The sequence below is a fragment of the Parabacteroides sp. D25 genome, assembly GCF_000307475.1.
GTDB lineage: Bacteria > Bacteroidota > Bacteroidia > Bacteroidales > Tannerellaceae > Parabacteroides > Parabacteroides distasonis.
This window is the reverse complement of sequence record NZ_JH976500.1, coordinates 666,763-682,682: the sequence shown is the minus strand read 5'-3', so window position 1 is coordinate 682,682 and position 15,920 is coordinate 666,763. Positions and strand designations below refer to the sequence as shown.

Sequence of the window (15,920 nt, the reverse complement as noted above, 5' to 3'; positions counted from 1 at the left end):
GGAAAGTCCATAAAAAATTGTTCTTTTGCAAACTGTTTTATAACATTAATGGGCCAAAGCCCTATATATTAATTGTCATATGCGTACACCTACACTTCAATATCTTTACTTGCAAAAGCCGGTAACCATGATGGTAGTAATCTGTATTATATCTGTGTTACCTTGGATCGGCCTCGGCGACTTCTCCACCAAAGGGGAACCCCGGGAAGCGGCCGTAGCGATCTCCATGCTCGAGACGGGCAATTGGGTCTTGCCACAATCCTACGCCAACGAGTTCGCTTTTAAGCCACCGATGGCGCATTGGTTAATGGCTGCTTTCTCCTATCCACAGGGATATGTTTCCGAGTTCACCTCCCGCTTGCCATCGGCTTTAGCCTTTATTACCTTGATCGGGTTCGTATTGGTCTTTTTCGGTAAACGAATCGTAAAGTTTCAGGAGGCATTCATAGCGACCCTCCTATTGGTCACCTGCGTAGAGATACATCGGGCGGCCATGACGACTCGGGTGGATATGTTGCTCACTACTTTCATCGTCATAGGGCTTTTCCAGCTATATCGATGGGAAGATAAATTAGAGCTGAAAGGACTTCCCATATTCATACCTTTATTATTAGGATGCGCCGTTCTGACCAAAGGACCGGTAGGCGTAGTATTGCCCCTATTCGTATTCGGCATTTATCTATTAATGTTAGGTCAATACAGTTATCTCACCATATTCAAGACTTTATTATATGCGGGAATTTCCTCTTTATTCCTACCGATGTTGTGGTATACCGCCGCATGGAAGCAGGGGGGAGATGAGTTCCTTAATGTCGTATTAGCGGAGAATTTCGCTCGTTTCTTACACCTAAACACTCCTGAAATTTCCTATGATCTGGGGCATGAGAATGGTGTTTGGTACAATTTCATGACGTTGGCGGCAGGCTTTATACCTTGGACTATTTTCTTTTTCTTCTCTTTATTCGGGCTGAAACTTAGCAAGCCTGAGCAACCTATTAAAGAGATCTTAAAGAATACGTGGAAACGTATCCGCTCCATGGAAAAAGTTCGTTTATTTAGTTTGGTTGCTTTAATCGGCATCCTTTTCTTCTATTCGATCCCTTCCAGTAAACGAAGCGTATATTTAATGCCGGCTTATCCGTTCATTGCCTTGTTCTTGGCTCAGTATGCCTTATATATTACAGAATACCGTACGAAAGTAACTCGGGTATTCGCTGCCTTTTTAGCTTCCGTAGTAAGTGTCGTCATGATAGCGATCTTGCTTACGGTATTCGGTATTATTGATCCTGTTGGTATCGTCGGTCAATATACACAAAACGCATCGACCTTGGACATGGTACGAATGGTATCAAAAGTATTGGTTCATCCCAGCACGCTTACGATCTGTATTATCTTCATAAATCTATTGATATTAGGAACGGTCTATTACCAGATGTTCAAGAAAATAAATATCAAGATTCTCTACGCTACGATAGCCTTGACATTCTCGGTTAATTTATTAATTGATGGTGTCATTATGAGAGGTATTCGTGAAGGGGATTCTTGCCGTGTTTTCGCTGAACGTATCCTGAAAGAATATCCATTGAATAAAAAGAATGTATATGTCGTAAATAACCTTCGGATTTATCGGAATCTGTACGGGTTAAACTTCTATATGGGAAATATCTTCCATGACTTCGATAAAGAAACACCCGCCAAAGGTTATTTCTTGATCGGAGAAAATGAGATGGAAAAGGTACTTTCCACATACGGGGATAAATATACCTTCCGTACACTGACTAAGTCCGATCAAACGTTCAGCGAACTAAAACAAAAAATTGTACTTAGCGAGTTCGAGTTGAAATAGAAATGTAACATCTAATAATATACCATGAATAGCTCCTATATTTCCCCTTTCGCTAAGCCGGTCTACATCATGTTGAAACCGATTGGTTCTGTTTGTAATTTGGCATGCGAGTATTGTTATTACCTTGAGAAAAGCAAGTTCTATCCGGATGTAAAGAATCACATCATGACAGATCAGATACTCGAGAAGTTCATCAAGGAATACATGGAATGCCAAACCATGCAAGAAGTCTTGTTTACATGGCATGGAGGCGAGACGCTGATGCGGCCGATCAGCTTCTATAAAAAAGCCTTGGAGTTGCAGCGTAAGTATGCGGGAGGACGGCAAATAGATAACTGTATCCAAACCAATGGTACCCTATTGAATGATGAGTGGTGCCAATTTTTCAAGGAAAATAATTTCTTGGTGGGTGTATCTATCGATGGCCCGCAAGAGTTCCACGACGAATACCGTAGGAACCGGCAGGGACTCCCCTCTTTCTATAAGGTGATGAAGGGAATCGAGTTGCTGAAAAAACATGGGGTAGAGTATAACGCCATGGCCGTCGTGAATGATTATAACGTGGATTATCCGCTGGAATTCTATAATTTCTTCAAGGAACTGGATTGCCGTTTCATCCAATTCGCCCCGATCGTGGAGCGTATCGGCCGGCACAAGGAAGGCACCAAGCTATCTTCTCCCGAGGAGCAAGACGCAGCGATCGAGCTAGCTCCGTTCTCGGTAGATAGCGAGAAATGGGGGGATTTCCTTTGCGCCTTGTTCGACGAGTGGCTAAAAGAGGATGTCGGCAAGTTCTACATCCAATTATTCGATTCCACCTTGGCGAACTGGGTAGGCGAACAACCCGGGGTCTGCTCCTTGGCTCGCCATTGCGGTCACGCCGGGGTAATGGAGTTCAATGGCGACGTATATGCTTGCGACCATTTCGTATTCCCGGAATACAAACTCGGGAATATCCAAACAAAGACATTAACGGAGATGATGTACAGTCCGGTACAACAAAAGTTTGGAACGGATAAAGAAGATAAGCTCCCTACGCAATGCAAGGAATGCGAATATCTTTTCGCTTGCCATGGAGAGTGCCCGAAAAACCGGTTTCTCCATACGCCGAATGGAGAGCCGGGACTAAATTATCTATGTAAGGGATACAAGAAATTCTTCAAGCATGTAGCTCCTTACATGGACTTTATGAAAAAAGAATTATTGAATCAACGTCCACCCGCAAACGTGATGGATTGGGCTAAACAACAACAACATGAATATTAACAGACGTGATTTCATTAAAACAGGAGGTATGGTTATGCTTGGAACATTAGCGGCTCCTTCCTTACTAGGAAGTTGCACCGGTAGTGAGGGGGATAAAGCAGCCGGTATTTCATTCGCTATGAATTATTTCAAGGTGAGTGAGGGGGATTTGAGGAAGGTATTGGCGGCAGCCTTGGAGAAAGGCGGGGATTATGCCGATTTGTTTTTCGAGCATTCATACAGGAACAACGTGGGGTTGCAGGATGGTGCCGTAAACCGTGCCTCATCCAACATCGATTTTGGGATGGGCGTACGAGTCTTGGCTGGTGACCAAACGGGATACGCCTACGTAGAGAACGTTACCTTAGACGAGATGCTGAAGGCGGCTCGCACGGCCGCACGGATCGCCACCGGATCGGCGAACACCACCGCAATAAACCTGACGGAAAAAGCGTGTACGAACAATTTCTATAACGTACAAACACCTTGGGACGAGATAGCCATTAATGACAAGATGCCTTTCTTGCAGAAACTGAACGATCAGATATTCGCAAAGGACAAGCGGGTCACCAAGGTGATGGCCTCTTTGGGAGACACGACCTCTCATATCTTATTCTGTAACTCGGAAGGGCAGATTTATTACGATTATCGCCCGATGAGCGCCTTGAGCGCCGTCTGCATCATGGAGGATAACGGGAAGATCGAGAACTCGTACGCCGCACGGGCTTTTCGTATGGGAGCGGAATTCCTGACGGACGACCTGATCAACGAGCTTGCCCAAGAGGCAGTGGATAAGACCTCTATCTTATTTCAGGCGATCAAGCCAAAAGGCGGGGAAATGCCTGTTGTCATGGGTGCCGGTGGCTCTGGCATCTTATTGCACGAGGCGATCGGCCATGCTTTCGAGGCGGATTTCAACCGTAAGAACACCTCTATTTTCTCCGATCAGCTGAACAAGAAAGTTTGCAACGAGCATATCAACGTGGTGGACGACGGCACGATTCCTTTCAACCGGGGCTCGGTCAATATCGATGACGAGGGTGTGGACGGACAAAAAACCTATATCGTACGGGAGGGAGTCTTGACCAGTTATCTGCACGATCGTATCAGCGCAAAACATTACGGCATCCCCTCTACGGGCAATGGCCGCCGGGAGTCTTTCCGTCAGATGCCTATCCCCCGTATGCGTGCCACTTATATGGAAGCGGGCAACGTGACGGAAGAGGAGATCATCTCTACCGTAAAGAAAGGTATCTATGCCGCCAACTTCACGAACGGGCAGGTACAGATTGGCGCAGGCGATTTTACCTTCTTCGTGAAGGATGGTTACTTGATCGAGAACGGCAAGCTCACCCAACCTATCAAGGATATCAATATCATCGGTAACGGCCCGAAAGCGTTGGCGGATATCACGATGGTGGGTAATAATTATAAAATGGATAACGGCACATGGACCTGCGGTAAGGATGGACAGTCTTGCCCGGTAACCTGCGGTATGCCGTCGGCCTTAGTCAGCAAACTTACAGTAGGAGGAGAAAACTAATATGATAACAAACGAAAATAAGAAATTGGCTCAATGGGCCATGGAATATGCCTTGAAGAATGGTTGTCAGTCTTCACGTGTCACGCTTTACAATGGTTCCAGCAGTTCGTTTGAGATACGGGATATGAAAATAGACCGTCTGCAACAGGCGTCCGAGAACAGCATGGTGGTTCATTTGTTCGTGGACGGCCGTTACGGCTCCTACTCTACCAATCGCTTGGATAAGAAAGAGCTGGAGAAGTTCATCAAGGATGGTATCTCCGCCACTCGTTTCCTCGCCGAGGACAAGGCTCGCACGCTGCCGGACGCTTCCTTGTATTATAAAGGTGGGGCGGCGGACTTGCGATTGGTCGACCCGAATTTCGACTCCGTGCAACCGGACGACAAGGTAGCGTTGGCCATGAGCGTCTGTGAGGAAATCATGGGCAAAGACGACCGGATCATCTCCGCCAACGCTTCCTACAGCGACGAGAAGGACTTTAAGTACATGGTAGCCAGCAACGGTTTCGAAGGCGAGGCTTCTGGTTCCTCTTATGGCTTGGTGGGGAGTGTCAGCATCCGTGGGGAGGGTGACGCCCGTCCCGAGTCTTATTGGTACGACTCTTCCTTGTATTATGACGAGCTGGTGAAGACCGGTATCGGTACGAAAGCGCTGGAACGGGTGCTTCGAAAACTGGGACAGCGGAAAGTGGCGTCCGGTAAATATACCATGATCGTGGATAACATGAACTCCAGTCGTCTGCTTTCTCCAGTAATCGGAGCCATTTATGGTTCCTCCATCCAGCAAAAGAACTCTTTCTTGTTGGATAAGATCGACCAAAAGGTAGCGAGCGACAAGATGATCTTGATAGATGAGCCTCATTTGGTAAAGGCTTCCGGCGCACGTTATTTCGATAGCGAGGGTGTTGCCACGAAACGTCTTCCGGTATTCGAGCAGGGTATATTGAAAACGTATTATATCGATACGTATTCCGCCAACAAGATGGGCATGGAACAAACGATCGGCTCTCCCTCGATTCTTACCATGCGGAATGGTGATAAGGATCTGGACGGATTGATCGCCTCTATCGACAAAGGTATATTGGTGACCGGCTTCAACGGTGGAAACTGCAATAGCACGACCGGCGATTTCTCGTATGGTGTGGAAGGTTTCTTGATCGAGAGAGGCAAGCTATCCCAACCGATCTCCGAGATGAACGCCACGGGTAATATGCTCTCCCTATGGAGTAACCTAGCGGAAGTCGGAAACGACCCCCGCCTATCCTCCAGCTGGCGAATCCCTTCCTTGCTTTTCAATGGGGTTGATTTTAGCGGATTATAAATACAAGAAACAACATCCGGAAGAACAAGAATAAAAGAAGCCGGAACCGCTAAACACAGTTCCGGCTTCTTTATTTTTCCTTACACCAAATTATAGATCGCTATAAAATGGCAAACCGTTCCCCCGAGAACGAATAAATGCCATGCGGAATGCATATATTTATATTTATCCAGAAAGAAAAAAATCGTTCCTAAGGAATAGAACAAGCCTCCTCCGATCAACCAATATAAGACATACATCGAATCCGTACGCTGGAAAACATCGATCAATGGTTTGAAAGCGATAATCACCACCCAGCTCATCAGCAGATAACAAACCGTTTTCAGATTATCCTTTTTCTTCATCCGACGGAAGCTAAACCATACGCCGATAACCGCTGCCAGCCAAACCGTAATAAATAATCCCCAGCCCCAGAAACCCTCGTCGCGGAGAGCCACCAAGGTAAATGGCGTATAAGTACCCGCGATATGCAAATAAATAGCGCTATGATCCCAACGGCGCAACTGGCATTTCCGCTTGGGATCGGAAGCGGCGTGGTAAAAGGTAGAGGTCACATACGAGGAAGTCATGCACAACGCATAAACGGCGAAACTACCGATCACCCACGGATCACCTGTACGAATCCCGGCGATCATCAAAACGATAATCGCTGTTAAGCCGAACAACATGCCCGCGCCATGCGTAAGCACATTCGCTACTTCCTCACCATGAGTCTGTCTTTGTTTTCTCATCCATCCGATCGCTACGACTACAAGGCGCTAGCCTTGAAACCGGCCTCCGATACGGCGGAAAGAATGGTCTCCGCCGGAAGATCGGTTGTTATAGTCAATGTTTTATCCGGGGATTTCAAGTCGATCGACCATGCGTCCTCTTTTACTAATTTATTCAACTTAGCGCCGATAGCCGCCACGCATCCGCCACATTTAGCGTTTGTCTTAAATTTTAATGTTGCCATATCTCTACTTATTATTTAAAGTTTACTCCATTTCAACCGTAAGCTATTTAATACCACCGACACGGAACTGAAAGCCATCGCGGCGCTCGCCAACATCGGGTTCAGTAACAGTCCGTTCACCGGGAATAGGACACCCGCCGCCAATGGGATTCCGATCAAGTTATAGATAAATGCCCAGAATAAATTCTGGTGGATCGAGCGAACCGTACGTTTCGACAAGCGGATCGCATCCGGCAATAACATCAAATCCGAAGTAATCAACGTGACCATCGCCACATCCATGGCGATATCCGTTCCCTTACCCATCGCAATGCTCACATCCGCACGGGCTAAAGCTTGCGAGTCGTTGATACCATCCCCAACCATAGCCACTTTCCTTCCGGCGGCTTGCAAGGAACGGATATACTCCTCCTTATCGCTCGGCAAGACATCTGCCTTATAATGACGGATATCCAGCATGGCCGCAACGGTCTCGGCGGTCCGTTTTCCATCGCCGGTCAATAAATGAACCTCGATACCCATTTCTTTCAAGGCCTCTACCGCCTCTCCCGACGTAGGTTTCAACCGATCCGAAATAGCCATGACCGCAAGCAATTCCGATTCCCAACCGTAATAAACGATACTCTTGCCATCCTCTTCCCACCGGATGATTTCCCGCCCAGCCTCGGGCGGAACCATCGCCTTGAAGGTTTCCAAAAAGCCTTTGCTTCCTACCCAATACGTCACGCCATGTACCTGCATTTGGATACCACGCCCCGTTACGCTCTCGAAACTATCAGCGTCGATCTCCGCGGCCTCCGTTCCTTTCAACCATGAGAGGATAGCGGACGCCAAAGGATGCTCAGACTTCATCTCGGCGGTATAAAGGATATCCAGCATATCCCGGCTCGCCTCCGATATCCAGAAAGAGTCTGTCACCTCGGGCACGCCCTCGGTCAAGGTCCCGGTCTTATCCAGCACGACGGTATCCACCTTACAAAGGTTTTCCAAGGCAAAAGCGTCTTTGATCAATATATGATGCTCGGCGCCTTTACCCATCCCGACCATCAAGGCAGTTGGCGTAGCAAGTCCCAACGCGCAAGGGCAAGCGATCACCAATACCGATACCGCCGATAAGAGAGCGTACGAGAAGTACCCGCTTCCTCCTACTACCAGCCAGACGATAAAAGTAAGTATCGCCAATCCGACAACGATCGGTACAAATATACCACTTATTTTATCAACGATACGCTGCACGGGCGCCTTACTTCCTTGAGCGGCTTGTACCATCTGTACGATTTGCGATAATACGGTAGCACTCCCCACCCCGGTCGCCTCCATCAAGAAAGCGCCCTTTTGGTTGATCGTCCCGGCCAAGACTCGGTCGCCTTGTGATTTCACGACAGGAATCGGCTCGCCACTCAACATGCTCTCATCCACGGAAGAGGAACCTTGAGACACCGTGCCGTCCACCGGGATCTTCTCACCGGGACGGACACTGACAAGATCTCCCACCCGCAAGAACGAGATAGAGACCTCTTCCTCCTGACCATCTCGCACACGACGGGCGGTTTTAGGCTGCAATCCCATCAAGCTCTTGATAGCGGAAGAAGTGCTGTTCTTCGCCCGCTCCTCCAGAAGTTTGCCCAACAGGACGAACGCTATGATCACGCCGGATGCCTCATAATAAACATGCGGCTCCAATCCTTTCTCATACCAGAACTGCGGATATACGGTATTGAAGAAACTGAACAGGAAAGCGATCGAGGTACTCAACGCCACCAATGTATCCATATTGGCGCTACCGTGCAACGCATGGCGCACGCCGTTCACGTAGAACGACCGCCCGAACACGATCATAATCACCAAGGCCAGTGCCATCATGATCCAGTTACCGCCGGGCGTATGCATAAACACCATTCCCAGCAGGGCCAGCGGAATGGAAAGTACCCACGCCCCGATCGTATTCCGGCGTAGCTTCCGGTAATGCTCTCGTGCCATCTCTTCCTGTACCGCCGTCGGATCCTCTACCTCCACGACCAAATCGTATCCGGCCTCCTGCACGGCCTCTCTCATTTTCTGAGGAGTAATCAAGGATGGATGGTATTTGACGGAAAGCGTATTCGCCGCGAAATTCACCGATGCCTCTTCCACGCCGGGAAGTCCCTTCACCGTATTCTCTACGTTATTGGCACATACGGCGCAACTCATCTCGAGAACCGGTAATATAATTGTCTCCAAATCTTTCATAGATCGTATCACCTGTTTAGTTATATATAAATGAATAACAAAGATACGATAAATATGATTGCAACCAGATTGCAAACTTTACGAAACAGTATTTACGTACGTTAAGAAACCTAGGAACTTAATAGATTTATTTGAGAAATATGACTATTATTTAACAGGGAAATACCCGACATTTGTAAGGATTTTCAAACCAATTACTAAAACTTAATAACAATATGATTCTAGACTCACTTGAGAACTCTAAGCGGATCGAATGTATCCATCCGCTGTTCAAGCAGGCTTTTGACTATGTTAAGTCTACTGATTTTTCAAAAATGGAAGATGGTAAATACGATATAGCGGACGCTGGTTTCACAGTTAGCATCGCCAGCCTCTTCGGAAAGGAGAAGTCGGAAGCGGCCATCGAGACCCACAAGAAATTTATCGATATCCAATTCCCCTTATTGGGCGTAGAGAAAATCGGATGGAAGCCCGGAGATCAATTGCAAGAGGAATCCGTCTCATACAACGAGGAGCAAGATATCGCCTTTTATATCGACAAACCTACCGCCTATACGAAAATCTATCCCGGACAATTCGCCATTTATTTCCCGGAAGACGGGCACGCCCCGGGTATCGGCCAAGGGAATATCCGGAAGGTGGTTATCAAGATCCCGATCCAATAATATCGAATACCCTATCTGTTCCGCAAGAATAACCAGCTGAATACTTATATATTCTATATCGGATCTACTTCTATTCTACAAACCACGGCGTGGTCTTTGTAAACCACGCCATGATCTGTAAAGACCACGCCGTGGTTTATAGGATTCACGACGAGAATCAAGGAATAGATACAGATATGATTATCTTTATTCATAAGAAGATTTCCCTATTCAACCGTATATTCGCATATATGCGTTTGTAATACTTTATTCACCTCAAATCCACTTAAATCTCGTAAATTCTTGTTACCTTTGATGCCCGGTACAAAATAAAAGTAATACAAAGGAAGATGATTTCAGAAGAATTGAAGAACGACCTAAAGATAAAATGGGATCGGATGAGAGATGGTATGGCAAAGATGGGTATGGATGCCTGTTTGCTTACCGTAGATGTAAATCTTTATTATACGACAGGACAAATCTATAGTGGTTATTTTTATTTGCCGGTAGACGGTGAGCCGTGGTTCCTGATCAAGCGACCGAACGGGCTTTCAGGACATCAAGTGGAATACATCCGTAAGCCGGAAGACATCCCAACCTTATTTGCGGAACGAGGAATTAAGATGCCGAAAAGACTCTTATTAGAGGCAGATGAGTTAACTTATAATGAATATATCCGTTTACAAAAGGTATTCCAACCGGAGGAGGCCGGTAACGCCACCGCTTTCATGCGAAACCTTCGCCGGGTAAAAACCCCTTGGGAGATCGGGCAATTCCGTATCGCCGCCCGCAAGCATGAGGCTACTTATAGCGAGATCCCGGAATGTTTCCGTCCCGGTATGACAGACTTGGAGTTTCAGTACGAGATCGAGAAACGTATGCGCAAGAACGGCTCGATCGGTCTTTTCCGTGCTTTCGGAGCCAATATGGATATCTATATGGGCAGTATTCTCGCCGGGGAAAACGCCGAGACCCCATCCCCTTTTGATTTCGCTTTGGGTGGAGGCGGCATAGACGCTTCTTGTCCGCTGGGCGCTAACGGTACTTTATTAAAAGAAGGTACCGCTATCATGGTGGATATGGCCGGCAATTATACGGCTTATATGACGGACATGACCCGTGTCTTCTCCGTAGGCCGCCTGACGGAGGAAGCTTATCGGGCGCATCAAGTGGCCCTTACGATACAGCAGGAGGTGGAAAACGCTACCCGCCCGGGAACCGCTTGTTCGGATTTATATAATATAGCGGCGAATATCGCTAAGAAAGAAGGTCTTTCGGCTAACTTTATGGGAACCGAGCAACAGGCTAAATTCGTAGGACATGGCATCGGTATACAGATCAATGAGCTACCTGTGCTTACCCCTCGCTCGAAAGAGGAGCTTTTACCGAATATGGTGTTCGCCTTGGAGCCCAAATTCGTGATCCCGGGTGTCGGTGCCGTGGGTATCGAGAACAGTTTCCTTGTAACGGAGACGGGCGTGGAGAAGTTGACACGGTTCAACGAGGAGATCATCCCACTTGGAAATTAGGATTTAATAGAAGAATTTGTTATACATTATTAAATTAAAGCACATGAAAAAAACATTAGCTTTTCTGCTTTTGCTGGCTATTATCATCATGCCGGCCAATGCCGTGGAAAAGGAGAACGTGAAGCCTGTCAAGAACGTGATTCTCTTAATCCCGGACGGAACCTCATTGGCGACTATCTCTATCGCCCGTTGGTTGCAATGGTACCAAGATCCCAGCAAACCGAAATTGAACATCGACCCGTATTTGTGCGGAACGGTGCGTACGCATTCTTCTAACGCCCCTATCGGCGACTCCGCTCCTACTACATCATGCTACATGACCGGACAACCGAGCCGTACGGGTTATGTATCCACTTACCCGGAGAACGACGGTGATAACGATATCTACCCGACCGACCCGGCCCGTGCCTTCCAACCGCTTACCACCGTATTGGAGGCTGGAAAGATGTTGCAGGGCAAAGCCACGGGATTGGTTTTCACTTGCGAATTCCCGCACGCTACCCCGGCGGACTGCTCCGCTCATAGCTACAACCGTGGTAAATACGACTGGATCGCTCCGCAGATGGTTCATAATGATATCGATGTCGTTATCGGTGGTGGAGTTTCTATCCTTACAAAGGATATGGAAGATTATCTATTGGCGAACGGATACGGCGTATATAGAAACGACCTGAAAGGTATGCGTGCCGATAATAATCAGAAGATGTGGGCTTTATATGGCAACAAGGAAATGGCTTACGATATCGACCGCAATCCGGAAGAGCAACCTTCTATCGAGGAAATGACTCGTAAGGCGATCGACAAATTATCCAAGAACCCGAATGGCTTCTTCTTAATGGTAGAAGGCAGTAAGGTAGACTGGGCCGCTCATGGAAATGACCCGGTAGGTATGGCTACCGATTTCTTGGCATTCGATCGTGCCTGCGGTGCCGCATTGGAGTTCGCACGCAATAATGGCGAGACTGCCGTTGTCATCGTACCCGACCACGGAAACAGCGGTATCAGCTTAGGTAGAAAAGATTGTAAAGGTTACGATAAATTGACGAAAGACCAATTGTTCCACCAATTCTCCCTGTATAAATTGACAGCCGAGGGTTTCGCCAACAAGGTAAACAGCGTTCCTAACTCAGAAGTGCAAAACGTATTCCGCACCTACGCCGGCTTCGAGCTGACTCCGGAAGAGATGAACGCGTTGAACAATTGCAAGGACTACAAGAACAGCCCGATACCAGAAGACCAACGCAAACCGGAAGATAATTCCTCCATGTACAGTGGCTCGTTAACCGGATTGATGGCGCATATCATCACTTCCCGCACTTGCTTCGGTTTCACGACCGGCGGTCATACGGGCGAGGAAGTATTCCTAGCCGCTTACCATCCGCAAGGAACCTTACCCCTAGGTATGAATACGAACATCGAGCTGAATGAGTACTTATGCAATTTGTTCGGATTGACACACGGAAACTTGGAAGATCTTACAAGCAAGAACTTCGCACGCCACACGGACGTATTCGAGGATTACACTTGCGAGATCGTCCCTGCCGCCGACGAGAAAGGTTCTCCAACCTTGATCGTTAAGAACAAGAAAGATAAGAAAAAACAGCTAACGATCACCCCGTTCTCCAACATCGTGAAGTCCGGGAAGAAAGGCCAAGATGAGATACGGTTAAACTCTGTCGTCGTTTATGTCGATAAAAATAACACATTCTATCTTCCGGCAAGTCTAGTTGATTTCTTAAAATAAAATATAAAGCGGAGGCCCTTCGGTCTCCGCTTTTTTTATACATTCGCGTACATAAGACAGAATATACACAACCTATGAAAAGTAAAAGTTTAGTTTCTATCGATCAATGTTCCAAAGAGGACATTCTTCGTATTCTGGATAACGCAAGGAAGTTTGAGGAAAATCCGAACCGGAAATTACTGGAAGGCAAAGTCGCCGCCACCCTGTTCTTCGAGCCCTCTACACGTACGAGACTGAGTTTCGAGACAGCCGTAAACCGTTTAGGTGGACGGGTGATCGGTTTCTCGGACGCTTCCACGACTAGTTCCTCCAAGGGCGAGACCTTGAAAGATACGATCTTGATGGTAAGCAATTACGTGGACTTGATCATTATGAGACATCATCTGGAAGGAGCTGCCCGCTATGCTTCTGAGGTGACGGATGTCCCTATCATCAACGCTGGTGACGGGGCGAACCAACATCCCTCGCAAACCATGCTGGACCTGTATTCCATCCGCAAGACACAAGGCAAACTGGATAACCTCACCATCACGATGGTCGGCGATTTGAAGTATGGCCGTACGGTTCACTCCTTGATCGTGGGAATGTCTCACTTCCATCCGACCTTCCACTTCGTCGCGCCGAACGAGCTGCGCATGCCGGACGAGCAAAAGAACTTCTGCGACAAGCACGGGCTCAAATACGAGGAGCATACCGATTTCACGGAAGATATCATCAACCAGACGGATATCCTTTATATGACCCGTGTACAACGTGAGCGTTTCACAGACTTGGAAGAGTACGAGCGGGTAAAGAACGTGTATATCCTGCGTAACGACATGCTGAGAAACAGCCGTGAAAACCTGCGTATCTTACATCCGCTACCCCGTGTGAACGAGATCGCTTACGATGTAGATGACAATCCAAAGGCTTATTACATCCAGCAGGCACGCAACGGGCTGTTCGCACGCCAAGCTATCATTTGCGAAGTTTTAGGTATATCTATCGACGAATAAAAACGAAGTTTTATGTCAGCAGAAAAGAAAAAAGAGTTGCAGGTAGCCGCTTTAGAGAACGGTACCGCCATAGACCATATTCCTCCCAGCCAATTATTCAAGGTAGCCTCTTTACTGGGACTGGAGAAAATGAACAATACGATCACGATCGGCAATAATTTCCATAGCAACAAGATGGGATGCAAGGGTATGATCAAGATCGCCGACAAATTTTTCGAGGAGGACGAGATCAACCGTATCGCCATGATCGCCCCGAATATTATATTGAACATTATCCGTGATTATGAGGTTGTAGAGAAGAAGACGGTTACTTTACCCGACGAGCTGATTGGCTTGGTCAAATGTAACAATCCGAAATGTATCACCAATAATGAGCCGATGCTTTCCCGCTTCCACGTGATCGACAAGGAGAAGGGAACCATTAAATGTCATTATTGCGAACGTAAGATTAATAAAGAAGACATTATCATTAAATAATTGAAAGTTGAGAATTGAGAATTGAAAGTCAAAGACCTTTGTGGAGCTAATTCTCAATTCTCAACTCGCAATTGTAAAAACTGCATTTTATATGAAGCACGATTGGAAACCGGGAACCATGATCTATCCATTGCCAGCCGTAATGGTGAGTTGTGGGAATGAGCCTTCCGAGTACAATATAATAACAGTCGCATGGGTCGGTACGATTTGTACGAATCCGGCGATGTGCTATATATCCGTACGTCCGGAACGATTCTCTTATCCGATCTTGAAGAAGAATATGGAATTCGTCATCAACTTGACGAATCGTGAGCTGGCCTACGCCACGGATTGGTGCGGGGTAAACTCAGGGAAAGACCATCATAAATTCGAAGAGATGAAGCTCACTCCCGGAAAAGCGACCGTCGTTAACGCCCCTACGATAGACGAGTCTCCGCTTTGTATCGAATGCCGGGTAAAAGAGGTAATCGCTCTCGGAAGTCATGATATGTTTATCGCTGATGTCGTAAACGTACAGGCCGACGACCGATATCTAGACCCAGAGACAGGGGCTTTTGATATGCAGAAAGCGGATCTTTTGGCTTACTCGCATGGTAAGTATTACGGGTTAGGTGAATTTGTCGGTAAATTCGGCTGGTCCGTGAAAAAGAAAAAATAACGGTATGAAAAAAGTCTACCTTATAGGAGCGTTGCTATCTTTCGGTCTGTTAGCAGAAGCCCAGAGCTTCATGCGTTTCGAGGACAAGGCATTCAACTTTGGAGCCAAAGTGGGATTCAACGCCACTTTCCCAGTCATAAACTCCCTTTCCATCAATGGGAAGGAAGCGGAGAATATAGACATCGAATATAAGGTAGGTTATCTGGCCGCGGTCTTTTGCCGGGTCAATATCGAACGGTTCTTCCTCCAGCCTAGTTTCTCATGGCATCGCTCCGAGGGAAATATCCGTTTTTCCATACCTCAAAGTTTGCCGGAAAATAATATGCTGTCCAATACATCGGCAACTACCGACCTCTTGATGATGAAAACCAGTTCCTTAGAGGTTCCCATAATGGTAGGCTATAACCTAGTGAAGAAAGGGCCTTACGGACTTAGCCTTATGGTCGGCCCCAAATTAAAATACAACTATAAGATCGCCTATACGGTAGAATCTTCCACCACGCATGTAGAATACGTGAATGACAACACCCCGTTCGGAGTCAATGTCGCTACGGGCGTAGGGGTTAGCATCGGACGGCTATTCTTCGACTTTGTCTATGAGTTCGGATTGAATCAAGTGGAATCCGATTTCGAGAAAGTCAACAATCCAGTTCCCGAGATTAATTATGATATCAATATTGACAAGCGAACGAACGTGATGAGTATCTCACTCGGCGTACTCTTCTAAAAAGACA

15 protein-coding genes are annotated in these 15,920 nt (G+C 47.1%); 11 read left to right on the top strand and 4 right to left on the bottom strand.

Annotated features, from left to right (window positions below; translation table 11 throughout):
* Nucleotides 1–79 precede the first annotated feature (79 nt).
* The 4 genes from HMPREF0999_RS02685 to HMPREF0999_RS02670 are packed head-to-tail and all read left to right on the top strand — an operon-like array spanning nucleotide 80 to nucleotide 5,955.
* Entirely contained in the window at nucleotides 80–1,846 is a 1,767-nt protein-coding gene (locus HMPREF0999_RS02685; protein WP_005857300.1) for an ArnT family glycosyltransferase, read from the top strand.
* A 24-nt stretch (nucleotides 1,847–1,870) separates the two neighbouring features.
* Complete coding sequence (locus HMPREF0999_RS02680; RefSeq protein ID WP_005857302.1) at nucleotides 1,871–3,112, top strand: anaerobic sulfatase-maturation protein; 1,242 nt, start codon at nucleotides 1,871–1,873, stop codon at nucleotides 3,110–3,112.
* Nucleotides 3,102–4,634, top strand: coding sequence for a TldD/PmbA family protein (locus tag HMPREF0999_RS02675; protein WP_010183233.1), 1,533 nt, complete (start codon nucleotides 3,102–3,104; stop codon nucleotides 4,632–4,634). Before HMPREF0999_RS02680 ends, HMPREF0999_RS02675 begins: the two co-directional genes overlap by 11 nt.
* 1 nt (nucleotide 4,635) lies before the next feature.
* Nucleotides 4,636–5,955, top strand: a complete 1,320-nt coding sequence (locus tag HMPREF0999_RS02670; protein WP_009275108.1) for a TldD/PmbA family protein — start codon at nucleotides 4,636–4,638, stop codon at nucleotides 5,953–5,955.
* Nucleotides 5,956–6,035: 80 nt separating this feature from the next.
* On the opposite strand, the gene trhA is transcribed toward HMPREF0999_RS02670, so the two are convergent.
* From trhA to HMPREF0999_RS02655, 3 genes are read right to left on the bottom strand one after another with little or no spacing between them, the layout of a single operon-like run.
* Complete coding sequence (gene trhA / locus HMPREF0999_RS02665) at nucleotides 6,036–6,686, bottom strand: PAQR family membrane homeostasis protein TrhA (RefSeq protein ID WP_009275107.1); 651 nt, start codon at nucleotides 6,684–6,686, stop codon at nucleotides 6,036–6,038.
* Between the two features lie 17 nt (nucleotides 6,687–6,703).
* A complete protein-coding gene (locus HMPREF0999_RS02660) occupies nucleotides 6,704–6,910 on the bottom strand; it encodes a heavy-metal-associated domain-containing protein (protein ID WP_005857310.1) in 207 nt (68 codons plus the stop codon).
* Nucleotides 6,911–6,925: 15 nt separating this feature from the next.
* Nucleotides 6,926–9,139: a heavy metal translocating P-type ATPase gene (locus tag HMPREF0999_RS02655; protein WP_009275106.1), complete on the bottom strand. Its 2,214-nt coding sequence runs from the start codon at nucleotides 9,137–9,139 to the stop codon at nucleotides 6,926–6,928.
* 215 nt (nucleotides 9,140–9,354) lie between these two features.
* Between HMPREF0999_RS02655 and HMPREF0999_RS02650 the strand changes: the two genes are divergently transcribed.
* Entirely contained in the window at nucleotides 9,355–9,804 is a 450-nt protein-coding gene (locus HMPREF0999_RS02650; RefSeq protein WP_009275105.1) for a YhcH/YjgK/YiaL family protein, read from the top strand.
* 53 nt (nucleotides 9,805–9,857) lie between these two features.
* On the opposite strand, the gene HMPREF0999_RS22605 is transcribed toward HMPREF0999_RS02650, so the two are convergent.
* Entirely contained in the window at nucleotides 9,858–9,998 is a 141-nt protein-coding gene (locus HMPREF0999_RS22605) for a hypothetical protein (RefSeq protein WP_170078648.1), read from the bottom strand.
* A 135-nt stretch (nucleotides 9,999–10,133) separates the two neighbouring features.
* On the opposite strand from HMPREF0999_RS22605, the gene HMPREF0999_RS02645 reads away from it, so the two are divergent.
* The 6 genes from HMPREF0999_RS02645 to HMPREF0999_RS02620 all read left to right on the top strand — a co-directional run bounded on the left by HMPREF0999_RS02645 (nucleotide 10,134) and on the right by HMPREF0999_RS02620 (nucleotide 15,913).
* On the top strand, nucleotides 10,134–11,312 hold the full coding sequence (locus tag HMPREF0999_RS02645; RefSeq protein WP_005857318.1) for a M24 family metallopeptidase: 1,179 nt from the start codon (nucleotides 10,134–10,136) through the stop codon (nucleotides 11,310–11,312).
* A gap of 43 nt (nucleotides 11,313–11,355) precedes the next feature.
* Entirely contained in the window at nucleotides 11,356–13,056 is a 1,701-nt protein-coding gene (locus HMPREF0999_RS02640) for an alkaline phosphatase (protein WP_009275104.1), read from the top strand.
* A gap of 74 nt (nucleotides 13,057–13,130) precedes the next feature.
* A complete protein-coding gene (gene pyrB, locus HMPREF0999_RS02635; RefSeq protein ID WP_005857322.1) occupies nucleotides 13,131–14,051 on the top strand; it encodes an aspartate carbamoyltransferase in 921 nt (306 codons plus the stop codon).
* A 12-nt stretch (nucleotides 14,052–14,063) separates the two neighbouring features.
* Entirely contained in the window at nucleotides 14,064–14,528 is a 465-nt protein-coding gene (gene pyrI, locus HMPREF0999_RS02630) for an aspartate carbamoyltransferase regulatory subunit (protein WP_005857324.1), read from the top strand.
* 91 nt (nucleotides 14,529–14,619) lie between these two features.
* Nucleotides 14,620–15,186, top strand: a complete 567-nt coding sequence (locus HMPREF0999_RS02625; protein WP_005862715.1) for a flavin reductase family protein — start codon at nucleotides 14,620–14,622, stop codon at nucleotides 15,184–15,186.
* Nucleotides 15,187–15,190: 4 nt separating this feature from the next.
* Entirely contained in the window at nucleotides 15,191–15,913 is a 723-nt protein-coding gene (locus HMPREF0999_RS02620) for a porin family protein (protein WP_009275103.1), read from the top strand.
* Nucleotides 15,914–15,920: the final 7 nt, after the last annotated feature.